This window comes from Azospirillum sp. UENF 312511 (assembly GCF_058780635.1).
Genome location: NZ_JBSNCG010000002.1, coordinates 185,139 through 206,075, shown reverse-complemented (window position 1 = coordinate 206,075; position 20,937 = coordinate 185,139). Strand labels below are relative to the sequence as shown.

Genomic DNA, 20,937 nt, shown 5'->3' with positions numbered 1-20,937 from the left:
AACCTCAGGGAAGAAGGCCGTAGATCATCCGCGCCGCGGTCAGCCCGAGGAACAGGGCGAAGACGCGGCGCAGGACGCGGGTGTCGAGGCTGTGGGCGAGCCGCGCGCCGAGCGGCGCCATCGCCATGGAGGCCGGCAGGATCAGCGCCAGCCCCAGCAGGTTGACGTAGCCCAGGCTGAAATCCGGGCGGCCCGGCACGTTCCAGCCGGTCAGCACGAAGCCCACCGTTCCCGGCACACCAATGATGAAGCCGAGCGCCGCCGCCGTGCCGACCGCGCGGTGGATCGGGTAGCCGAACAGGGTGAGGATGGGGACGCTGAGCGTGCCGCCGCCGATGCCCATCATCGCCGACATCATGCCGATGCCGCCGGCCAGCCCCTGGCGCGGCGCGCCGCTCGGCAGCCCGTCGGCGATGCGCCACTCGGGCTTGCCGAACAGCATGTGCAGCGTGACCAGGACCGCCATCCCGGCGAACACCGCCGTCAGCACCGGGCCGCGCACCACGCCGGCCACCGCCGTTCCCGCCAGCACGCCGAGGAAGATCGCCGGCCCCCAGGCGCGCAGCAGCTCGCCGTCCACGGCGCCGCGCCGCCGATGGGCGCGCAGGGAGGTGAGCGAGGTGGCGATGATGGTGGCGAGCGAGGTGCCGACCGCGACGTGCATGCGCACGGCCTCGTCCACGCCCAGCGCGGTGAACAGGTGATAGAGCACCGGCACGATCACGATGCCGCCGCCCACCCCCATCATGCCGGCCGCCAGCCCGGCGAAGCCGCCGGCCAGCAGCAGCCCGCCGCCGAGGATGGGAAGCTGCGGCACCGCCGCGATCCCCAGCCCGGTCACGGGACGTCCCGCCGCATCTGCAGAAACCCTCTCATTTTTATGGATATCCGACTTTTTCCGTTGGTTTCCCATCCCTTTGCGAACGCCGTGCCAACCGGCAGAACACTGCGCATTTCGGTTCGGTGGGAAGGAGGGCGCGGCGTGGCGCCAAGGCCGAAAATCGCCCTAATGTTGGGCAAACGGATGGATGGAGGGGCCACGCGGCTGCCGGAAAACGACCAGCATCCATTTGAGAAACAACAAATAATTGTGACTTCCGAGCGGGCCGGCTTTCCGCTTCATTCCTGCGCAACCTCTGCCTGCTGCGCGGGCATTCATCAGCATACTGACGATATGATGATGCTCGTGAAGAGCTCGTGCATGCCCCGGCGCGGCGACAGCGGACCACCCCAGGAGCCCCTGGAAACCCCTTATTTCCGCCTCGACTTCTGTGTTCGTGCACAAATTGGTGGCAGGGTGCCACGCCGCGCCGCTGCGCCGTGAATCATCAGCATGCTGCGGAAAATCGGGCACCGACGGGCGGCGGGCGCATGCCGTGGTATGCCGTATTGTGCGTATTTTGACCACCAAATGCCCAACGGACGGTCATTCGTCAGTGTGCTGAAGTTTTGTGCGCCCCGGCGACTCCCCCCCGCCCTGGCATGACGCTTGCTGAAAGGACCGCCAGATAAAAATCAGCGCAAGAAGGTGGGTTATGTCAGAGACGCACACGTTCGACCTCGTGCTCCGCGGCGGACGGATTCTCGATCCGGCCAACGGGCTGGATCTGGTCGGCGATCTGGCGGTCGCGAAGGGCCGCATCGCGGCGGTGGCAGAACGGCTGCCCGACGATGCCGCCGACACCATCCTCGATGTCTCCGGAAAGCTCGTGACGCCGGGCCTGATCGACACCCACGCGCACGTCTTCGAGAAGGTGACCGGGCGCTTCGGGCTGAACCCGGACATGGTGGGCGTGCGCTCCGGCGTGTCAACGCTGGTCGACCAGGGCGGGCCGAGCCTGATGACCCTGCCGGCCTTCCGCCGCTTCATCGCCGAGCCGGCGCGCTCGCGCACGCTGTGCTTCCTGTCGGCCTATCTGGTCGGCGGGCTGGAGGGGCACTATTACCCGCAGCTCTACCGTCCGGATTGCGTCGATGTGGACGCCACCATCCGCGTCGGGCGCGAGAACCGCGACATCGTGAAGGGCATCAAGGCCCACGCGGAGGTCGGCGGCGCCTCGCGCTGGGGCTTGGACGTCATCAAGCAGGCCAAGCGCATCGCCGACGGCATCGGCGTGCCGCTCTACGTGCATCTCGGCCAGCTCTGGCCGGAGGTGGAGGGCGGCGAGGCCGTCGATCCCGACATGCTGGTGGAGGAGCTGGTCCCGCTGCTGGATTCGCGCGACATCCTGGCCCACCCCTTCACCCGGCATCCCGGCGGCTTCATCTCCACCCGCACCGGCGAGGTACACCCGGTCATCTACAAGGCGCTGGAGCGCGGCCTGACCGTGGACGTCGGCCACGGCTCGCACTTCAGCTTCGAGATGGCGCGGCGGACGCTGGCGGCGGGCATCCTGCCCTACACGCTGGGCGCCGACCTGCACGGCTACAACGTGAAGGCCCCGACGGTAGGCGCCGGCGGCGAGCGCGAGGCCAACCCCTTCTACGGCGTCGCCCCCTTCAGCCTGACCCACGCGATGACCGAACTGCTGACTCTTGGCATGGCGCTGGGCGACGTGCTGAAGACGGTGACCAGCAACCCCGCCGCCATGCTGGGCATGGCCGACGAGATCGGCGCGCTGACTCCGGGCATGGCCGCCGACGTGGCGGTTCTGGAGGTCAAGGCCGGCCGCTGGCAGCTCAGCGACAACAGCGGCGAGCGGGTGACCGCGCCGGAGATGATCGTCCCGGCCTTCTCGCTGCGCGACGGCGTGGTGCAGGAGGTGGACAGCCCGCTGCTGCCGAAGCCGATTCCGCTGGCGGCGTAACGCGGCGGTGCCCCCACCCCGGCCCTCCCCCTCTACGAGGGAGAGGGTGCCTTCTGCGAAGCGGCGGCAGTCCCCTCCACCTCATAGAGGGGGAGGGTTAGGGAGGGGGCACCGTCGGCACCCGAACACCTCTCCATCCCACGAGGACTCCGCCCATGTCCGAAGCCGCGCTCGCCTTCTGGATGTTCGAGGTCCCGGCCCGCTGCCGCGACGCCGAGGGGCGGCGGCTGGGCAAGGCCCGCGCCCTGCTGCTGTCCCACCCGCAGCGCCAGCAGCGCATGATGCTGGAACTGGCGCACGACACCCCGCTCGCCATGGGAAGCCGCGTCGTCACGATGCGCGCAGCCTTCGTGGTCGAGCGGTGCGAAGGCGAGTCCGGCTTCGGCTTCCGGCGCTACGCCGTGCGCTGCGTCGGAACGCGGCCGTCCCCGTGATAAAAACCGGGCGCGGCTGATCCACATCAAGGCGCCGGGCGCTCCGATGGCAAATATTAATCGAACGATTAATAACCAGCTTCGGAGACTCCCATGACCACCCCCGCCCCCGCGCCGCATGAGGGCCTGTGCGCGAAACTCCTGCGCGGCTGGCGCGGCGCGCGGTCCCTGGACGCGCTTCAGGCACTGGCGCCGCACGACCGCGACCGCGTGCTGGCCGACGCCGGCCTGACCGACCTGACCGCGCCAGCCGTGCTGCGCGCCGGCCATGTCGGCGCGCTGCTGCCCGCCGCGATGGCGCTGCACGGCGTTGACGGCGCCGCGGTGGAACAGGACCGCCCCGACCTGATGAACGACCTGCAGCGCGTCTGCGCGCTCTGCCGCAGCGCCCGCACCTGCCGCCATCTGCTCGCCGAGGGCTGCACGCAGCCGGAGCACGCGCTGTTCTGCCCCAACGCCGACACGCTCGACGCGCTCCGCTGAGGAGCGCGCCGAGCGGGCGCGAAACCTCTCCCCGGAAAATCCCCACGAAAAATCCCCAACCGTCTTCGTCGGAAAAGCGATTGACAGCGCCGCGACGCGACCGTTAGCATCCCTGCATAATTAATTGGCCGTATAATAAAACACGGGAACGGTTGCCGTATCGGACGGCACGCGTTCCCGCAACGGGCCGACGCGCCCACGCCGAGAGCGGCGGGGCGCCGACAGGGAATCGTCATTCGCCGTCATCGCGACATCACCGTCGAACGCGGAGGGAGAGATGAGAAACGTGGTACTGGGCGGCCTGCTGTTGACCGGCATCGCCGCGTCGGTTCCGGCGCAGGCGCAGGACACAGTCAGGATCGGGCTGGTCCAGCCGCTGACCGGATCGGTCGCCTACAACGGCAAGTCCGTGGTGGAAGGCGCCCGGCTCGCCGTCGAGGAAATGAACGCCGCTGGGGGCGTCCTCGGCAAGAAGATCGAACTGATCGTCGAGGACGGCCAGTGCACCCCGGCCAACTCGGTCAACGCCGTCGAAAAGCTGGTGCAGAAGGACAAGGTCGTCACGCTGGTCGGCGCCTTCTGCAGTTCCGCCACCGCGGCGATCATGCCGGTTGCCCAGAAATACAAGCTGCCGCTGATCACCGGCGTGTCCTCGAAGGCCAGCCTGACGGAACAGGGCAACCCCTATTTCTTCCGCGCCGCCGAGACGGACGCGCTGATGGCCGAGGCCTTCGCCAAGATCCTCGCCAACGACCTGAAGCTGACCAAGGTCGCCTACATCGGCGTCAACGACGACTGGGGCCGCGGCGGGGTTGAGGAATTCTCCCGCGACCTGACGGCGTTGGGCGTCAAGACGGTGCTGACCGAGTATTTCGACCACGGCGCCACCGACTTCTTCACGCTGCTGACCAAGCTGCGCGCCGCCAAGCCGGACGGCGTGTTCGTCGCCGCGGAGACCCAGGACGGCTCCATCCTGGTCAAGCAGATCCGCGAGATGGGTCTGGACACCAAGGTGTTCGGCGTCGGCTCCTGGGCCACCGCCGACTTCATCAACCTGACCGGCGAGGCCGCGGAAGGCATCCACGCCGCCGTCCCCTACGCCTCCAGCATGGACACCCCGCGCAACCAGACCTTCGTCCAGAAATATCAGGCGAAGTACGGCATCAAGCCCGGCAAGTACGGCGCCGCCGGCTACAACGCGCTGAACATCGCCGGGCAGGCCATCGCGCGGGCCGGCGGCACCGACGCCGAGGCCATCCGGGCGTCGCTCGCCAAGACCAGCTACGAGGCGCCGAACGGCGTCTACAAGTTCACCGACAAGGGCCAGGCCTACGGCTTCGACGCGGTGCTGGTGCGGATCGAGAAGGGCGAACCGAAGGTGATCGCCTCCACCCCGGTGGACGCGCCGCACTGACCGGCGGACGCGCCGCGGGGCCGCCGTGACGGCATCGCTCCCGCGGCGCGCACCGATCCAACGCACCGTTTGTGCGGGCCTGCTTTTGCGAGAACGTCATGGATCTCTTTCCGCAGTTCCTGGCCAACGGGCTGGTGATGGGCGTGTTCTACGCGCTCTCCGCCCTCGGTCTGACGCTGATCTTCGGCCTGATGCGCGTGGTCAACTTCGCCCATGGCGAGTTCTACATGCTGGGCGGAGTCAGCGGCTGGTTCGTCACCAATTACCTGGGTCTCGATTTCTTCAGCGGCCTGATCGTGGTCGCCGCCTTCATGGCCGCCGTCGGCTGGCTGGTCGACCGTTTCCTGATCGAGCGGGTGCGCGGCCAGGGTGAGGAGCCGGGCATCCTGCTGACCATCGGCCTGTCGATCTTCCTGGTCAACGGCACGCTCCTGCTGGTCGGCCCGGCGCCCATGAAGGTGGCCGGCGCGGTGGCCGAGGGGCCGCTGTTCTTCGGCCCGATCGCGGTGACCAAGCTGCGCCTGCTGGCCGTGGCGGTCGGCATCGCGCTGATCGTCGGCGCCCATCTGCTGATCCGCCGGACCCGGCTGGGGGCGGCGATGCGCGCCACCTTCCAGGACCCGATGGCGGCCAGCCTGGCCGGCATCCGCACCGGCCACGTCTACGCCGCCACCTTCGCGCTGGGCTGCACGCTGGCCGCGCTGTCGGGGATGCTGCTGGCCTCCATCTACTCCGCCCAGGCGTCGGTCGGCGGGCTCATCAGCCTGAAGAGCTTCGTCGTGGTGATCCTCGGCGGCATGGGCAGCTTCGCCGGGGCCATCGCCGGGGGCCTGCTGCTGGGCGTCGCCGAGGCGATGTGGGGCGGCTACGTCTCCATGGGCATGGTGGACGTCATCGGCTTCGTCCTGGTCATCCTGATCCTGCTGTTCCGGCCCCAGGGCCTGTTCTCGATCCGCACGGAAAGGGCCTGACATGACCCTGGAACGCAACATCCTCCTGGCCTTTCTGGCGGGGGCGGCGCTTCTGCCCTTCGCGGTGACGGACCAGTACATCCTGCACCTTGCCATCATGGCGCTGTTCTACGCGGTGCTGGCGAGCAGCCTCAATCTGGTGGTCGGCTATGTCGGCGAGTTCTCGCTGGGCCACACCGCCTTTCTCGGCACCGGCGCCTACACGGCGGCGCTGCTGTCCACCCAGGCGGGGATGCCGATGTGGGTGACGATCCCGCTGGCCGGGCTGGTCTCCGCCGTCTTCGGCTTCGCCATCGGGGCGATCACGCTGCGGCTGCAAGGCCCTTACTTCGTCATCGTCACCCTGTCCTTCGCCGAGGTGCTGCGCATCGTCGCCAACAACTGGATCGCGGTGACCAACGGCCCGATGGGTCTGGCCGGCGTCGGCCAGAACCTCTTCGGGGACGTCACGGTCACCGACAAGGCCGGCTTCTTCCTGATCGTTCTGGGCATCGCCGCGGTGGCGCTCTACCTCTCCTACCGCTTCGTCTATTCCAACGCCGGGCGGGCGGCGGTGGCGGTGCGCGAGAACCGCTACGTCGCGCAGTCCATCGGCGTCGATCCCTTCGGCACGGCGATGCAGGCCTTCGTGCTGGGCGCCTTCCTGGCCGGTTTGGCCGGGGGCTTCTATGCCCATTACATCTCCTTCGTCGGGCCGGAGGTGTTCCGCTTCGCCTTCATGGCGACGATGATCATCATGGTCCTGCTGGGCGGCAAGGGCACGCTGATCGGCCCGCTGGCCGGTGCTGTGATCGTGACGGTGCTGGAGGAGTATCTGCGCGAGGTGCAGGAACTCCGCCTCACCCTGTTCGGGCTGATCGTCATGGCCATCGTCCTGTTCCTGCCCAACGGCCTGATGGGCTTCATCGCCCTGCGCCGCGAGCAGCAGGCCGCCAAGCCGACCCTCAACGCCGCGAAGGAGCGCACCGTATGACGGCGACCACCGAGCCGACCACCGAGCCGACCGTCGAACCGGCCACCGACCGGCAGCCGCTGCTGCGCGCCGACGACCTGACCATGACCTTCGGCGGCATCACGGCGGTGAAGGACTTCAGCTTCCACATCGAGCCCGGCGAGATCGTCGGCCTGATCGGCCCCAACGGCGCCGGCAAGACGACCTGCTTCAACATGCTGACCGGCTTCTACGCGCCGAGCAACGGGCGGGTGCGCTTCAAGGGGCAGGACATCACCAACCGCAAGCCCCACGCCATCGCCCGGCTCGGCCTCGTCCGCAGCTTCCAGAAGACCAACGTCATGAAGCGGCTGACGGTCTTCGAGAATGTGCTGACCGGCCATTACATGGCCAGCCGCCAATCCCTCCTCGCCACCTTCTTCCCCGGCGAGGCGGTCCGCCGCGCCGAGCGCGAGGCGCGGGAGAGCGCCGCGGCCATCGTCGAGACGATGGGTCTGGCCCAGCGCATGAACGCCCCGGCCCACCTGCTGTCCTGCGGCGAGCTGCGCCTGCTGGAGGTCGCGGTGGCGCTGGCCGCCAAACCCAGCCTGCTGATGCTCGACGAACCCGCCGCCGGGCTGAACAGCCACGAGGCCGGGACCTTCGGCGCGGTGCTGAAGACGCTGATCGGGCGCAGCATCGACGCGCTGCTGATCGTGGAGCACAACATGGATCTGGTCATGTCGGTGTCCGACCGGATCGTCGTCCTCAACTTCGGCCGCAAGCTGGCCGAGGGCCGGCCGGCCGAGATCCTGGAGAACCGGCAGGTCGCCGAAGCCTATCTCGGAAAGGCCGCCGCATGACGCTGCTCTCCGAATCCCCCTCGCCCTCCGCCATCGCGCAGGCCGCCGACGCGCCGGTCCTCGCCGTGGAGGGCTTGCACGTCGCCTACGGCTCCACCGCCGCGCTGCACGGTGTGTCGCTCGACGTGCGGGCCGGCGAGACGGTCGCCCTGATCGGCGCCAACGGTGCGGGCAAGAGCACCATCCTGCGGGCCATTTCCGGCCTGCTGAAGGCGCGCTCCGGCACCATCGTCTGGAACGGCAAACCGATCGCCAACCTGCCCGCCGACCGCATCGTCGCCGCCGGCATCGCCCACTGCCCGGAGGAACGGCACGTCTGGCCGAACATGACGGTGCAGGAGAACATCGCGCTCGGCGCCTATCTCTGCCGCTCGCGCGAGGAGGTGCAGCGGCGCATCGGCATGGCCTTCCACCGCTTCCCCCGCCTGCGCGAGCGGTCGCGCCAGATGGCCGGCACGCTCAGCGGCGGCGAGCAGCAGATGCTCGCCATCGCCCGCGCGCTGATGTCGGAGCCGCGGCTGCTGATGCTGGACGAGCCCAGCCTCGGCCTCAGCCCGAAAATGGCCGACGAGGTGTTCGACGTGGTGCGCTCCGTCAACGCCCACGGCGTGACCGTGCTGCTGGTCGAGCAGAACATCCACAACGCGCTGGGCGTCGCCAGCCGCGCCTATGTGGTGAAGACGGGCCGCATCACCGCCAGCCGCCCCTCGGCGGAGCTGCGCGGCGATCCCGACCTGCTGCGCGCCTATCTGGGCGGCTGAGGGCCACAGCGACGGCGAAAGGCCGTGTCACGAATAATTAAACGAACGACCGAACAATTCTCGGTCGCCGTCCTTCAGGAGGCAAGAGTGCGAACCAACATGCGAATTGGCATCGTCGGCGGCGGCATCGGCGGCGTCGCGCTGGCCGGCAGCCTGCTCCAGCGCGGCTTCGAGGTCCGCCTGTTCGAGCGGGCGCCGGGCTTCGGCGAGATCGGCGCCGGCATCCAGATGACGCCGAACGCGGTGAAGGTCATCAAGTCGCTGGGTCTGCTCGACAAGATGCTGGCCGCGGGCTTCCTGCCGCAATCGCTGGTCGGGCGCAACTGGCGCAGCGGGCGGGAGAGCTTCCGCACGCCGCTGATCGAGACCTGCCCGGTGCTCTACGACGCGCCCTTCATCCACATCCACCGGGCCGACCTGCACGCCATCCTGGCCTCGCTGGTCCCGGAGAGCGTCGCCAATTTCGGGGTTGGCTGCACCGGCGTGCGCCAGGACAAGAGCACGGCGGTCGCCAGCTTCAGCGACGGCAGCGAGTACGAGGCCGACCTGATCGTCGGCGCCGACGGCGTGCGCTCCGTCGTGCGCTCCGCCCTGTTCGGGCCGGAGGCGCCGCGCTTCACCGGCCACATGTGCTACCGCGCCGTGGTGCCGACCGGCGGGGTGGTGGATTACGTCAGCCCCGACGCCTCCTTCTGGTTCGGGCCGCACAGCCACGTCGTGACCTACTACGTGCGCGGCGGCAAGGCCGTGAACATCGTGGCGGTCGCCGAGACCAAGGAGTGGGTGGAGGAGTCCTGGAACGCCCCCAGCAGCAAGGAGGAGATGCTCGGCGCCTTCCGCGGCTGGCACCGCAATGTGGAGACGCTCTTCAGCAAGGTGGACCAGGTCTACAAATGGGGCCTGTTCGACCGCGACCCGATGACGAGCTGGTCGAAGGGCCGCATCACGCTGATGGGCGACGCAGCACACCCCATGCTGCCCTTCCTCTCGCAGGGCGCGGCGATGGCGATCGAGGACGCCTATGTGCTGGCCGAATCCCTGAAGGGGCACGGCAGCGACGTAGCCTCGGCGCTGCGCGACTACGAGGCGGAGCGGCTTCCCCGCACCAGCCGCGTCCAGCTGGAGGCGCGGGAGCGCGGACGGACCTACCACCTGCCCTCCCCGCTGGCCCAGGCGAAGCGCGACTTCATGTACTGGCTGCGCGGGCTGTTCAACCCGCAGGCCACCGGCATCCAGGCCAACTGGGTCTACCAGTACGACGCCCGCGCCTTCCGCCCGAACCTCTCCGACAAGCCGCGCCTCGTGGCGTGATGCCCCCTCCCTAACCCTCCCCCTCTACGAGGTGGAGGGGACTGCCGCCGCTTCGCAGAAGGCACCCTCTCCCGCGAGAGCGGGGGAGGGCCGGGGTGGGGGCCAGCCGCCAGAAGACATCTCCAAGGACCGACCATGACCAACAAGACCTATCGCATCGGCCAGATCGTCCCCAGCTCCAACACGACCATGGAGACGGAAATCCCGGCGATGCTGACCGCCCACGCGCTGGCGCACGGCACCCGCTTCACCTTCCATTCCAGCCGCATGCGCATGAAGACGGTGAAGAAGGAGGAGCTCGCCGCCATGGACGCCGAGTCCGACCGCTGCGCGCTGGAGCTGTCGGACGCCCGCGTCGACGTGCTGGGCTACGCCTGCCTCGTCGCCATCATGAGCATGGGCAAGGGCTACCACCGCGTCTCGCAGGAGCGGCTGCACGGGCGCACCGCGGAGAACGGCGGGACGGCCCCGGTCATCACCAGCGCCGGCGCGCTCGTCGACGGGCTGCACGTGCTGGGCGCCAAGAAGATCGCCCTGGTTGCCCCCTACATGAAGCCGCTGGCGCAGCTCGTGGTCGATTACATCGAGCATGAGGGCGTGCAGGTCGCCGACTGGCGCGCGCTGGAAATCCCCGACAATCTGGAGGTCGGGCGCCACGACCCGTCCCGCCTGCCGGGCATCGTCGCCGGCATGGACACCGCCGGGGTAGACGCCGTCGTGCTGTCGGCCTGCGTCCAGATGCCGTCGCTGCCCGCCATCGCGCAGGTCGAGGCGATGACCGGCAAGCCGGTGCTGAGCGCCGCCGTCGCCACCACCTACGCCAAGCTGAAGGCGCTGGGTCTGCCGACGCGCGTTCCGGGGGCCGGCGCCCTGCTCTCCGGCGCCTACTGAGCGGGGGTTATGCCATGACCAGCAGCACCTACCGCTACGGCGCGAACGTCCGCGCCAACGGCATCCGCCAGCATTACCTGCGCTACGGCGGCGAGGGGAAAACCCGTCCCGTCGTCATCGTTCCGGGCATCACCAGCCCCGCCGTCACCTGGGGCTTCGTGGCGGAGCGCTTCGGGCGCAACTTCGACACCTATGTGCTCGACGTGCGCGGGCGCGGCCTGTCGGAGGCGTCGGACGCGCTCGACTACGGGCTGGACGCCATGGCCGCCGACGTGACGGCCTTCGCCGAGGCTCTGGGCCTGCGCGACTACGCGCTGGTCGGCCACTCCATGGGCGCCCGCATCGGCCTGCGCGCGGTCAGCCGCCATGGCGCCGCCCCGGCGCGGCTGGTCATGGTCGATCCGCCGGTCTCCGGGCCGGGCCGCCGCCCCTACCCGGCGCAGCTTCCCTGGTACGTCGATTCCATCCGCCTCATGCGCGAGGGTGCCGACCTGGAGGCGATGCGGCCCTTCTGCCCGACCTGGACGGACGAGCAGCTCCGCCTGCGCGCCGAATGGCTGCACACCTGCGACGAGCGGGCCATCGTCACCGCCTTCAACGACTTCCAGACCGACGACATCCACGCCGACTTCCCGCGCATCCCCTGCCCGGCCCTGCTGATCGCCGCCGGGCGCGGCGACGTGATCCGGCCCGAGGAGGAGGCGGAAATCCGCCGGCTCCAGCCCGAGCTGGCCGTCACCCGCGTCGAGGGGGCCGGCCACATGATCCCCTGGGACGACGAAGAGGGCTTCTTCCGCGCCTTCGGCACGTTCCTCGGCACCGCCGTCTGACCGCCCATCCGGAAAGGGACACGCATCATGCCCGTCAGTGACGCCGATATGGTCCGCGCCTGGACCCATGTTCTGACCCTGTCGAAGCTGAAGCCGCAGGAGGTGGTCACCGTCCTGACCAGCGACGGCACCCATCCGCAGACCCTGCGCACCGCCCTGATCGCCGCCTCGAACTTGGGCGCGCGGGTCAACCGGCTGGACCTGCCGCCGGTGAACGCGGAGCACGCCCACAGCCGCGACAGCCTCGCCTATCTCGGCACCACCCCGCTGACCGGAAACCGCGCCGCCATGGCCGCGCTGAAGGAAAGCGATCTGGTGCTGGACCTGATGACCCTCCTCTTCTCGCCGGAGCAGATGAAGATCCTGGAGAGCGGCACCAAGATCCTGCTCGCCGTCGAACCGCCGGAGGTGCTGGTCCGCCTGCTGCCCAGCCTGGAGGACAAGGCGACGGTGGGCGAGGCCACGGCGCTGCTGAAGGCGGCGAAGGAGATGCACGTCACCTCGCGCGCCGGCACCGACCTGCGCCTGCCCATCGGGGAGTTTCCGACGGTGCAGGAGTACGGCTTCGTCGACGAGCCGGGGCGCTGGGACCACTGGCCGAGCGGCTTCGGCTTCACCTTCCCCAACGAGGGGCAGGCGAGCGGGCGGATCGTGCTCGACAAGGGCGACATCCTGCTGCCGATGAAGTCCTACCTGACCTCGCAGATCGAGATGACGGTGGAGAAGGGCTACGTCACCGCCATCACCGGTGGTTTGGACGCCGATCTGCTGAACGACTACATGGACGCCTTCGCCGACCCGGAGGCCTACGCCATCTCCCACATCGGCTGGGGCACGCAGAAGCGGGCGCGCTGGTCGACGCTCGGCCTCTACGACCGGGAACAGACGCTGGGCATGGACGCGCGGGCCTTCGCCGGGAACTTCCTGTTCTCGCTCGGTCCCAACAACGAGGCGGGCGGGTCGCGCACCACCGCCTGCCACATCGACATCCCCATGCGGAACTGCACCGTCAGCCTGGACGGGCGCGCGGTCGTCCGCGAGGGCAAGCTGCTGGCCGGAAAGGAACTGGCATGAGTGTTTCGGAACAGGCCGTCTACGAGCGGCAGGGCTTCGGCCGGTCGCTGGGTATCCAGGGCCGGATCGGTTTGCTGATCGTCGATTTCGTCAACGGCTTCGCCGACCCGGCGGTGTTCGGCGGCGGCAACATCGCGCCGGCCATCGCCCGCACCGCGCAGGTGCTGGAGAAGGCCCGGAATCGCGGCTGGTTCGTCGCCCACAGCCGGATCGTCTACGCCGACGACGGATCGGACGGGAACGTCTTCTCCATCAAGGTGCCGGGCATGCAGACCCTGACCGAGCACGCCGCCAACAGCGCCATCGTGCCGGAACTGACTCCGGTGCCGGGGGAGCTGGTGGTGCGCAAGACGGTTCCCTCGGCCTTTTTCGGGACCGGGCTGGCGCCGTGGTTGACACAGCGCGGCGTCGAGAACTCTTTTGATCGCCGGAGCGACGACGAGCGGCTGCGTGCGGGCCAGCGTGGTGGACGCCATGTGCCACGGCTTCCGCCCGGTCGTCATGGCCGATTGCGTGGGCGACCGCGCCCTGGCGCCGCACGAGGCCAACCTGTTCGACATCGGCCAGAAATACGGCGACGTGGTTCCGGCGGAGCGCATTCTCGCCTTATGAGACGCGGTCGGGGTTGAAAAGAGGATCAGGCGTTGCACCATGTTAGACTTTCCATCCGAAGAGTGCCGCCGGGAGTGAAATGAGCCGACCGATGAGCAAAGTCCAGGACAGCGCGCCCGTCGCCGACACCGCGCCGGAGAGTGGGCAGGCGCGGGGCCGCCCCGCGCGCGGCCGCCGCGCCGGGCCGGGCCGTCCGGAGGGCACCAGCAACGTGCGCGACCAGATTCTGGACGCGGCGGAGCTGGAATTCGCCAACCTCGGCTACGCCGGCACCAGCCTGCGCAACGTCGCCGACCGGGCCGAGGTGACCCAGGCCCTCATCAGCTACTATTTCGGGTCCAAGCACGGGCTGTTCGAGGAGGTCTTCCTGCGCCGCGGCCGGAAGATCGCCGACGAGCGCATGGAACGGCTGGAGGCGCTGCGCCGCGGCCCCGCGCCGCCGCCGGTGCGCGACATCGTCTACGCCTTCCTGATGCCGGCGCTCGCCATGCGCGAGACGGAGGGCGGGCGGACCTTCATGCGGCTCCAGGCCCGGCTGCACACCGAGCCGCCGGAGATTTCCTACAAGCTGCGCAACGAGGCCTACGACGCCTCGACGCGCATCTTCGCCGCCGCGCTGAAGGAGGCGTTGCCGCATCTGTCGGAGCGGGACGTCTACTGGCGGATGACGCTGATGATCGGCGCCTATCTCTACGCCTTCTCCGACACCCACCGGCTGGAGGAACTGGCGCCGGGCATCTGCAACCCCGGCGACCCGGACGAGATCATCACGGAGATCAGCAGCTTCGTCAGCGCCGGCATGCTGGCCCCGGTGCCGGAACCGGCGCAGGCGCCAGGGCGGAGAAAGCGGGGGTAGTTTTTTGGAAAGTGGCTGCGTTGCGCCCCCCTCCCGGCCTCCCCCCGCTTCGCAGGGGGAGGAGATAAAGCCCTCCCCTGCGAAGCGGGGGAGAGTTGGGTGGGGGCCCAATTCAACCACTCACCCCACCCCACCCGTCGACCCCCGCGCCACGCAGGTCCCCGACAGCACCACCTTGCGCGTCGCCCGCTCCGGATCGTCGAGCCGTTCGAACAGCAGCGTCATCGCCGCCCGCCCGATCTCGTGGACCGGCTGTTCGATCACCGTCAGGCCGGGGCCGACCAGCTCCGTCCACGGCTCGTTGTCGAAACCGGCGACCGCCAGATCGCCGGGGATCGTCAGCCCCAGCGTCCGCGTCGCCTTCACCACCCCCATCAGCAGCAGGCTGTTGCTGACCATCACCGCGTCCGGCATGGCGCCGGAGCGCCGCGCCTCCGCCAGCCAGCGGGCGATCTCCACCTCCGCTGCCTCCGCCGTCGGCGGGACGAAGCGCGCCTCCGCGTGCAGACCGTGGGCGGCCAGCGCCGCCTGATAGCCGGCGTGGCGCTCCACCGCCGTGGTGCTGGTGTTGCCGAACAGGCCGGCGATGCGGCGGTAGCCCTCGCCGTGCAGGTGATCGACCAGAAGGGCGGCGGCCTGCGGGTTGTCCAGCACCACCGAATCGAACCGCCCGGCGGGCGCGCTGCGGTCGATCAGCACCACCGGGAAATCCAGGTCGGTCCGGTCGAGCTGGGCCAGCGTCGCGCGGGTCGGCGCGAAGATCAGGCCGGTCACCCGCTCCTCCTGCATCAGCCGCAGGTACATGGCCTCCCGCTCCGGGTTCTCGTCGGTGTTGCACAGGATCACCCGCATGCCGGCCTGGAAGGCGGCGTCCTCCACCGCGCGGCTGACCGCGGTGAAGAAGGGGTTGCGGATGTCCGAGACGATCAGCCCGATGGTCTGGGAATGCTGCGAGCGCAGCCGCCGCGCCGACAGGTTCGGGCGGTAGCCGGTGGCCCGCACCGCATCCTCCACCCGCGCGCGCAACGCGTCGCTGACCGGGCCGTTGCTCAGCACCCGCGACACCGTGGCGACCGAGACACCGGCCTCGCGGGCGACGTCCTTGATTCCGACCGCCTTGATTCCGATGGCTTTGGCGCTGTCGCTCATGATGATCCGGTCACCGATCCGTCTTGAAACTGTTTTTGAAATCGTTTCCATCCCTTAGGGCTATTTAACCGCCCCATACGGCACAGTCTGCCCGAAGAAGTCCGCGGATTCAATGCAAACTCCGTTGACAGAGCCAGATGTAATCGTTTTCAATAACAGCGCTGCAAGGACGACGCCCAAGAACGCCCGGCGCCACACCGAACGGAGGAGACGGACCCGCCATGGCCCCCGACGCCAACACCGCCATCATGCCCACCGGCCTGCCCAACGATTTGCTGCGGCCCGATCTGCTGCGACTGAACGCCAGTCCCGCCGGCAAGGAGGAGGCGATCCGCGAGGCCGCCCAGCTCCTGATCGCCGCCGGCTGCATCGACCCGGCCTACGCCGCCAGCATGCTGCGCCGGGAAGCCGTGGCGAACACCTTCCTCGGCCACGGCGTCGCCATCCCCCACGGCATGGTGGAGGATCGCGGCATGGTCCGCCGCAGCGGCATCGCCGTCCTCCAGGTGCCGGGCGGCATCGAATGGAATCCCGGCCAGACGGCCCATCTGGTGGTCGCCATCGCCGCCCAGTCCGACGCCCACATCGCCGTGCTGCGCCGCCTGACCCGGCTGATGCAGGACGAGGCGCGGCTGACCGCCCTGTTCACCGTCACCGACCCCGCCGCCCTCGCCGCCACCCTCAGCGAGGACGCGCCCGTGACCGCCCCCACCACGCCGGGCGGCGATCTGGCGGAGCGCTTCGACTGGGTGGTCGACTACCCCACCGGCCTGCACGCCCGCCCGGCCACCGCCTGGGTGGAGACGGCGCGCGCGTCGGCCGCCCGCATCCAGGTCCGCCATGGCGATCTGGTGGCCGACGCCAAGGCGCTGGTGGCGCTGCTCCAGCTCGGCCTGCGCGCCGGCGACAGCGTGGTCGTCTCGGCGGAGGGTGATGACGCCGTGGCGGCGCTCGCTCGCATGAAGGCGACCATCACCCGCCTGACCGCGCGGGAGAAGGCGGACGCCGCCGCCGCGGCGCAGAAGTCCCGCGCCCCCGTGCGCGGCTGGACGCCGCCGAGCCCGCTGCCCGCCGTGCCGGGAATCGCCGCCAGCCCCGGCCTCGCCATCGGCCCGGTGCATGTGCTGCCGCGCGCCGCGGTGTCGGTGCCCGACGAGCCGGTGCCGCTGATCGAGGGCGGCGACCGCCTGCACGAGGCGCTGAGCCTGACCCGCCAAAATCTGAAGGCGCTGGCCGACGACACCGCCCGGCGCCTCGGGCCTTCCGAAGCGGCGATCTTCACCGCCCAGGCAGAGATCCTGAACGACACCGACCTCGTGACGCTGGCCTGCCAGCTCATGGTCGAGGGGCACGGCGTCGCCTGGTCCTGGCATCAGGCGGTGGAGCGCACCGCCGCCGGGCTGGCCGCCCTCGACAACCCGGTGCTGGCGGCCCGCGCCGCCGACCTGCGCGACGTCGGCCAGCGCGTGCTGGCGCGGATCGACCCGGCGCTGCGCACCGGCGGCGCGCCGGACCTGCCGGACACCCCCTGCATTCTGATCGCCGAGGACCTGTCGCCCTCCGACACGGCGGCGCTGGACATGGCGCGGGTGATCGGGCTGGCGACGGCGCAGGGCGGCCCGACCTCCCACACCGCCATCCTGGCGCGCACGCTGGGCCTTCCCGCGATGGTGGCGGGCGGGGCTGCGCTGATGGAGCTGGCGAACGGCACCCCGGCCATCCTCGACGGGCAGACCGGGCGCCTGCACCTGTCCCCCGCCGAGGCCGACACTGCCGACGCCCGCGCCTGGATCGCGCGGGAGGAGGCCCGCAAGGCCGAGGAGGAGGCCCGGCGCGGCCTGCCCGCCCGCACCCGCGACGGCCACGAGGTGGAGATCGGCGCCAACGTCAACCGCCCCGATCAGGTGGCCGTCGCCCTGTCGCAGGGGGCGGAGAGCGTCGGGCTGATGCGCACCGAGTTCCTGTTCCTGGAGCGCGGCGACGCCCCCGGCGAGGACGAGCAGTACGAGACCTACCGTGGCATGCTGACCGCCCTGGAGGGCCGCCCGCTGATCGTCCGCGCGCTCGACATCGGCGGCGACAAGCAGGTGCCGCACCTCCAGCTTCCCCATGAGGAGAATCCCTTCCTCGGCGTGCGCGGCGCCCGCCTGCTGCTGCGCAGGCCCGAGCTTCTGGAGACGCAGCTCCGCGCCCTCTACCGCGCCGCCAAGGACGGCGGGGCCAAGGGCGGCGGAAATCTGTCGATCATGTTCCCGATGATCACGGCGCTGGGCGAGGTGCAGGCCCTGCGCGCCGCCTGCGACCGCATCCGGGCGGAGCTGGACGCCCCGGCCGTGCCGCTGGGCATCATGGTCGAGGTTCCGGCGGCAGCCATCCAGGCCGACGTCCTGGCCCGCCATGTCGATTTCTTCTCCATCGGCACCAACGACCTGACCCAATACGCGCTGGCCATCGACCGCCAGCACCCCGAACTGGCGGCGGAGGCCGACAGCCTGCACCCCGCCGTCCTGCGGCTGATCCGCCTGACGGTGGAGGGGGCGGAGCGGCACGGCCGCTGGGTCGGCGTCTGCGGCGGCATCGCCGGCGACCCCTTCGGCGCCGCCCTGCTGACCGGGCTCGGCGTGCGCGAGCTGTCGATGACGCCGCGCGACATTCCCGCGGTGAAGGACCGGCTGCGCGGCAGCGAGCTCTCCGCCCTGCGGCAAGCCGCGCAACGGGCGCTGGACTGCGAGACCGCCGACGCGGTGCGCGCGCTCGACGGAGGCGAAGCATGAGCACGCCCGAAGAGGACATCCGGCCGGTCGTCACCGTCACGCTGAACCCGGCCATCGACCAGACCATCACGGTGGAGGCGCTGCGCCCCGGCCATGTGCACCGGGCAAGCGCCGTGCGGCGCAACGCCGGGGGCAAGGGCGTGAACGTGGCGAGCTGCCTCGCCGACTGGGGCACGCCCGTCGTCGCCACCGGCCTGCTGGGCAGCGGCAACGCCGCGGCCTTCGAGGCGCTGTTCGCCGCCAAGGGCATCGCCGACCGCTTCGTTCGGCTGCCCAGCGAGACGCGCGTCAACGTCAAGATCGCCGACCTCGCCGCGGCCGACACCACCGACCTCAACCTGCCCGGCCTGACCGCCGACGCCGACGCGCTCGACCGTGTCCGTCGCACCCTGCGCGAGCTGGTCCTGCCCGGCACGCCGGTCCTGCTGGCGGGAAGCCTGCCGGACGGGCTGCCGGCGGACAGCTACGCGACGCTGACGGCGGACCTGCGCGCCCAGGGCGCCCGCGTGGTTCTGGACAGCAGCGGCCCGCCGCTGGCGGCGGCGCTGGCCGCCCCGGACCTGCCCTTCTGCATCAAGCCGAACCGGCACGAGCTGGAAGCGTGGGCCGGCGCACCCCTGCCCACCACCGCCAACCTGCTGGAGGCGGCGCGCGGCCTGCACCGGAACGGCGTGGCAGTCGTGGTGGTCTCGCTGGGGGCGGACGGCGCGCTGTTCGTGGCCGACGGCCCGGCGCTGCACGCCCGGCTGCCGATGGTCAACGCGCTGAGCACGGTGGGGGCCGGCGACGCCATGGTGGCGGGGCTGATCGCCGCCTTCGGCGCGGATTTGCCGCTGGAGGGCATCGCCCGCCTGTCCGTGGCCTTCGCCACGGCGAAGCTCGGCTGCTTCGGCCCCAACCTGCCGGGGGCGGACGCGGTCCGCGCGCTGGCCGGACAGGTCGAACTCTCAACGCTTTAATGAACGGGGAGCGGGCGACCGCTCGGGAGGAAACCATGGCGAACATGCTGGCCGTGATCGCGGCGGGCGATCTCAGCACCCAGGCCGTCCTGGCCGCCGAAGCGCTGCGCAAGGCCGCGACGGCGCTCGGCCACACCATTCAGGTGGAGGTGCGCTCCAGCCTCGGCGTCCGCAACACGCTGCCCGCCGGGGCGGCGCAGGGCGCGCAGGGGGTCATCCTCGTCGGCTCCGGCGATCTGGGCGAGGAGCGCTTCGCCGGTCTGAAGCGCAGCGCCGCGGCGCTCGATGCCGTGCTGCGCGACGCGCGGGCCGTGCTGGAGCAGGCGTTGGCGACCGCCCCGGCCCAGGCCCCGGCCCAAGCTCCCGCACAGGCGGGCACGAAGAAGATCGTCGCCATCACCTCCTGCCCCACCGGCATCGCCCACACCTTCATGGCGGCGGAGGGCATCCAGCAGGCCGCCCAGGCGCTGGGCCACGCCGTGCGGGTGGAGACCCAGGGCTCGGTCGGCGCCCGCGACACGCTGACCGAGCAGGAAATCCGCGAGGCCGACGTCGTGCTGATCGCCGCCGACACGCAGGTGGACCTCGCCCGCTTCGCCGGCAAGCGCGTCTTCAAGAGCGGCACCAAGCCCGCCATCAACGACGGCCGCGCCCTGGTCGAACGCGCCCTGGCAGAGGCGCAGCCCCACGGCACAGTCCCGGCGCTGGCCGACGGCGTGGCGGCGGGCAAGGCCGCCAAGGCGGAGCACGTAGCGGCTCAGCGCAGCGGCCCCTACAAGCATCTGATGACCGGCGTGTCCTTCATGTTGCCCTTCGTGGTGACCGGCGGCCTGCTGATCGCCATCGCCTTCGCGCTCGGCGGCATCTACGTGTTCGAGGACAGCCAGCAGGGCACGCTGGGCAACGCGCTGTTCCAGATCGGGGCCAAGGGCGCCTTCGCGCTGATGGTTCCGGCGCTGGCCGGCTACATTGCCTTTTCCATCGCCGACCGGCCGGGCATCACGCCGGGCATGGTCGGCGGCATCCTCGCCGCCAACCTCGGCGCCGGCTTCCTCGGCGGCATCGTCGCGGGCTTCATCGCCGGCTACGCCACCAGCTTCCTCAACCGCAACATCCGGCTGCACAAGAATCTGGAGGGGCTGAAGCCAGTGCTGATCCTGCCGCTGCTCGGCTCGCTGGTCACCGGCCTCGCCATGATCTACGTGGTCGGCGCCCCGGTAGCGGAGGCCCTGGCGACGCTGAGCGCCTGGCTCAAGGGCATGCAGGGCAGCAGCGCGATCCTGCTCGGCCTGCTGATCGGCGCCATGATGGCCTTCGACATGGGCGGGCCGGTCAACAAGGCCGCCTACGCCTTCTCCACCGGCCTGATCGCGTCCCAGGTCTACACCCCGATGGCCGCCGCCATGGCCGCCGGCATGGTGCCGCCGCTGGGCCTGGCGCTCGCCACTAAGCTGTTCGCCGACCGCTTCACCCGGGAGGAGCGGGAGGCCGGAAACGCCGCGGGCATCCTGGGCATCGCCTTCATCACCGAGGGCGCCATCCCCTTCGCCGCCCGCGACCCGCTGCGCGTCATCCCGGCGCTGGTGCTCGGCGCGGCGCTGACCGGGGCCATCTCCATGGGCATCGGGGCGGAGTTGAAGGTTCCGCACGGCGGCATCTTCGTCCTGCCCATCCCCAACGCCGTCACCCATCTGGCGGGCTACGTCGTGGCGCTGGTCGCCGGGACGGTCACCACCGCGATCGCATTGCGGTTCCTGAAGCGTCCGGTCAGTAGCGTGGTGACGGCGTAACAGCGCTGCGAAAGCGTCGTTGAGATG

The 20,937-nt window shown here is 70.3% G+C and carries 19 protein-coding genes; 17 read left to right on the top strand and 2 right to left on the bottom strand.

Annotated features, from left to right (window positions below; translation table 11 throughout):
• Window positions 1-4 precede the first annotated feature (4 nt).
• Window positions 5-841, bottom strand: a complete 837-nt coding sequence (locus ACWPN7_RS09320; RefSeq protein WP_081863434.1) for a sulfite exporter TauE/SafE family protein — start codon at window positions 839-841, stop codon at window positions 5-7.
• 694 nt (window positions 842-1,535) lie between these two features.
• Here ACWPN7_RS09320 and ACWPN7_RS09315 point away from each other — a divergent pair.
• The 14 genes from ACWPN7_RS09315 (at window position 1,536) to ACWPN7_RS09250 (ending at window position 14,238) form a co-directional block, all read left to right on the top strand.
• Entirely contained in the window at window positions 1,536-2,807 is a 1,272-nt protein-coding gene (locus ACWPN7_RS09315; protein ID WP_456525865.1) for an amidohydrolase/deacetylase family metallohydrolase, read from the top strand.
• Window positions 2,808-2,962: 155 nt separating this feature from the next.
• Window positions 2,963-3,241, top strand: coding sequence for a hypothetical protein (locus ACWPN7_RS09310; RefSeq protein ID WP_040137897.1), 279 nt, complete (start codon window positions 2,963-2,965; stop codon window positions 3,239-3,241).
• Window positions 3,242-3,334: 93 nt separating this feature from the next.
• Window positions 3,335-3,724 (top strand): hypothetical protein, encoded by a 390-nt coding sequence (locus ACWPN7_RS09305; RefSeq protein WP_451995940.1) that lies wholly within the window; start codon window positions 3,335-3,337, stop codon window positions 3,722-3,724.
• A gap of 277 nt (window positions 3,725-4,001) precedes the next feature.
• Window positions 4,002-5,138 (top strand): ABC transporter substrate-binding protein, encoded by a 1,137-nt coding sequence (locus ACWPN7_RS09300; protein WP_040137895.1) that lies wholly within the window; start codon window positions 4,002-4,004, stop codon window positions 5,136-5,138.
• 98 nt (window positions 5,139-5,236) lie between these two features.
• Window positions 5,237-6,109 (top strand): branched-chain amino acid ABC transporter permease, encoded by an 873-nt coding sequence (locus ACWPN7_RS09295; RefSeq protein ID WP_014200179.1) that lies wholly within the window; start codon window positions 5,237-5,239, stop codon window positions 6,107-6,109.
• A 1-nt stretch (window position 6,110) separates the two neighbouring features.
• Entirely contained in the window at window positions 6,111-7,082 is a 972-nt protein-coding gene (locus ACWPN7_RS09290) for a branched-chain amino acid ABC transporter permease (protein ID WP_040137893.1), read from the top strand.
• Window positions 7,079-7,903, top strand: coding sequence for an ABC transporter ATP-binding protein (locus tag ACWPN7_RS09285; RefSeq protein WP_459197529.1), 825 nt, complete (start codon window positions 7,079-7,081; stop codon window positions 7,901-7,903). The genes ACWPN7_RS09290 and ACWPN7_RS09285 overlap by 4 nt, the downstream gene beginning before the upstream one ends.
• Window positions 7,900-8,664 (top strand): ABC transporter ATP-binding protein, encoded by a 765-nt coding sequence (locus ACWPN7_RS09280; RefSeq protein ID WP_145679906.1) that lies wholly within the window; start codon window positions 7,900-7,902, stop codon window positions 8,662-8,664. The genes ACWPN7_RS09285 and ACWPN7_RS09280 overlap by 4 nt, the downstream gene beginning before the upstream one ends.
• Window positions 8,665-8,751: 87 nt before the next feature.
• A complete protein-coding gene (locus tag ACWPN7_RS09275) occupies window positions 8,752-9,975 on the top strand; it encodes an FAD-dependent monooxygenase (protein WP_492273257.1) in 1,224 nt (407 codons plus the stop codon).
• A gap of 135 nt (window positions 9,976-10,110) precedes the next feature.
• Window positions 10,111-10,866 (top strand): maleate cis-trans isomerase family protein, encoded by a 756-nt coding sequence (locus ACWPN7_RS09270; protein WP_040137890.1) that lies wholly within the window; start codon window positions 10,111-10,113, stop codon window positions 10,864-10,866.
• A gap of 14 nt (window positions 10,867-10,880) precedes the next feature.
• Window positions 10,881-11,696: an alpha/beta fold hydrolase gene (locus ACWPN7_RS09265; RefSeq protein ID WP_349620856.1), complete on the top strand. Its 816-nt coding sequence runs from the start codon at window positions 10,881-10,883 to the stop codon at window positions 11,694-11,696.
• 27 nt (window positions 11,697-11,723) lie between these two features.
• Window positions 11,724-12,770, top strand: a complete 1,047-nt coding sequence (locus ACWPN7_RS09260) for a 2,5-dihydroxypyridine 5,6-dioxygenase NicX family protein (protein WP_451995928.1) — start codon at window positions 11,724-11,726, stop codon at window positions 12,768-12,770.
• Window positions 12,767-13,399, top strand: coding sequence for an isochorismatase family protein (locus tag ACWPN7_RS09255; protein ID WP_492273256.1), 633 nt, complete (start codon window positions 12,767-12,769; stop codon window positions 13,397-13,399). The genes ACWPN7_RS09260 and ACWPN7_RS09255 overlap by 4 nt, the downstream gene beginning before the upstream one ends.
• A 74-nt stretch (window positions 13,400-13,473) precedes the next feature.
• Complete coding sequence (locus ACWPN7_RS09250; protein WP_349620857.1) at window positions 13,474-14,238, top strand: TetR/AcrR family transcriptional regulator; 765 nt, start codon at window positions 13,474-13,476, stop codon at window positions 14,236-14,238.
• 120 nt (window positions 14,239-14,358) lie between these two features.
• On the opposite strand, the gene ACWPN7_RS09245 is transcribed toward ACWPN7_RS09250, so the two are convergent.
• Window positions 14,359-15,387 carry a LacI family DNA-binding transcriptional regulator gene (locus ACWPN7_RS09245; RefSeq protein ID WP_349620858.1) on the bottom strand — a complete coding sequence of 343 codons (1,029 nt, stop codon included), beginning with the start codon at window positions 15,385-15,387 and terminating at the stop codon, window positions 14,359-14,361.
• 221 nt (window positions 15,388-15,608) lie between these two features.
• On the opposite strand from ACWPN7_RS09245, the gene ptsP reads away from it, so the two are divergent.
• The 3 genes from ptsP to ACWPN7_RS09230 are packed head-to-tail and all read left to right on the top strand — an operon-like array spanning window position 15,609 to window position 20,910.
• On the top strand, window positions 15,609-18,161 hold the full coding sequence (gene ptsP, locus ACWPN7_RS09240) for a phosphoenolpyruvate--protein phosphotransferase (protein ID WP_459197531.1): 2,553 nt from the start codon (window positions 15,609-15,611) through the stop codon (window positions 18,159-18,161).
• On the top strand, window positions 18,158-19,120 hold the full coding sequence (pfkB, locus tag ACWPN7_RS09235) for a 1-phosphofructokinase (RefSeq protein ID WP_451995922.1): 963 nt from the start codon (window positions 18,158-18,160) through the stop codon (window positions 19,118-19,120). Before ptsP ends, pfkB begins: the two co-directional genes overlap by 4 nt.
• Window positions 19,121-19,155: 35 nt before the next feature.
• Window positions 19,156-20,910 (top strand): PTS fructose transporter subunit IIBC, encoded by a 1,755-nt coding sequence (locus ACWPN7_RS09230; protein WP_451995920.1) that lies wholly within the window; start codon window positions 19,156-19,158, stop codon window positions 20,908-20,910.
• The last annotated feature ends 27 nt before the right edge of the window (window positions 20,911-20,937 follow it).

Excerpts from the sequence above, each read along its gene's own strand:
- ACWPN7_RS09315 (WP_456525865.1), top strand. The coding sequence starts at position 1,536 with ATGTCAGAGACGCACACGTTCGACCTCGTGCTCCGCGGCGGACGGATT.
- ACWPN7_RS09310 (WP_040137897.1), top strand. The coding sequence starts at position 2,963 with ATGTCCGAAGCCGCGCTCGCCTTCTGGATGTTCGAGGTCCCGGCCCGC.
- ACWPN7_RS09305 (WP_451995940.1), top strand. The coding sequence starts at position 3,335 with ATGACCACCCCCGCCCCCGCGCCGCATGAGGGCCTGTGCGCGAAACTC.
- ACWPN7_RS09300 (WP_040137895.1), top strand. The coding sequence starts at position 4,002 with ATGAGAAACGTGGTACTGGGCGGCCTGCTGTTGACCGGCATCGCCGCG.
- ACWPN7_RS09295 (WP_014200179.1), top strand. The coding sequence starts at position 5,237 with ATGGATCTCTTTCCGCAGTTCCTGGCCAACGGGCTGGTGATGGGCGTG.
- ACWPN7_RS09290 (WP_040137893.1), top strand. The coding sequence starts at position 6,111 with ATGACCCTGGAACGCAACATCCTCCTGGCCTTTCTGGCGGGGGCGGCG.
- ACWPN7_RS09285 (WP_459197529.1), top strand. The coding sequence starts at position 7,079 with ATGACGGCGACCACCGAGCCGACCACCGAGCCGACCGTCGAACCGGCC.
- ACWPN7_RS09280 (WP_145679906.1), top strand. The coding sequence starts at position 7,900 with ATGACGCTGCTCTCCGAATCCCCCTCGCCCTCCGCCATCGCGCAGGCC.
- ACWPN7_RS09270 (WP_040137890.1), top strand. The coding sequence starts at position 10,111 with ATGACCAACAAGACCTATCGCATCGGCCAGATCGTCCCCAGCTCCAAC.
- ACWPN7_RS09265 (WP_349620856.1), top strand. The coding sequence starts at position 10,881 with ATGACCAGCAGCACCTACCGCTACGGCGCGAACGTCCGCGCCAACGGC.
- ACWPN7_RS09260 (WP_451995928.1), top strand. The coding sequence starts at position 11,724 with ATGCCCGTCAGTGACGCCGATATGGTCCGCGCCTGGACCCATGTTCTG.
- ACWPN7_RS09255 (WP_492273256.1), top strand. The coding sequence starts at position 12,767 with ATGAGTGTTTCGGAACAGGCCGTCTACGAGCGGCAGGGCTTCGGCCGG.
- ACWPN7_RS09250 (WP_349620857.1), top strand. The coding sequence starts at position 13,474 with ATGAGCAAAGTCCAGGACAGCGCGCCCGTCGCCGACACCGCGCCGGAG.
- ACWPN7_RS09245 (WP_349620858.1), bottom strand. The coding sequence starts at position 15,387 with ATGAGCGACAGCGCCAAAGCCATCGGAATCAAGGCGGTCGGAATCAAG.
- ptsP (WP_459197531.1), top strand. The coding sequence starts at position 15,609 with ATGGCCCCCGACGCCAACACCGCCATCATGCCCACCGGCCTGCCCAAC.
- pfkB (WP_451995922.1), top strand. The coding sequence starts at position 18,158 with ATGAGCACGCCCGAAGAGGACATCCGGCCGGTCGTCACCGTCACGCTG.
- ACWPN7_RS09230 (WP_451995920.1), top strand. The coding sequence starts at position 19,156 with ATGGCGAACATGCTGGCCGTGATCGCGGCGGGCGATCTCAGCACCCAG.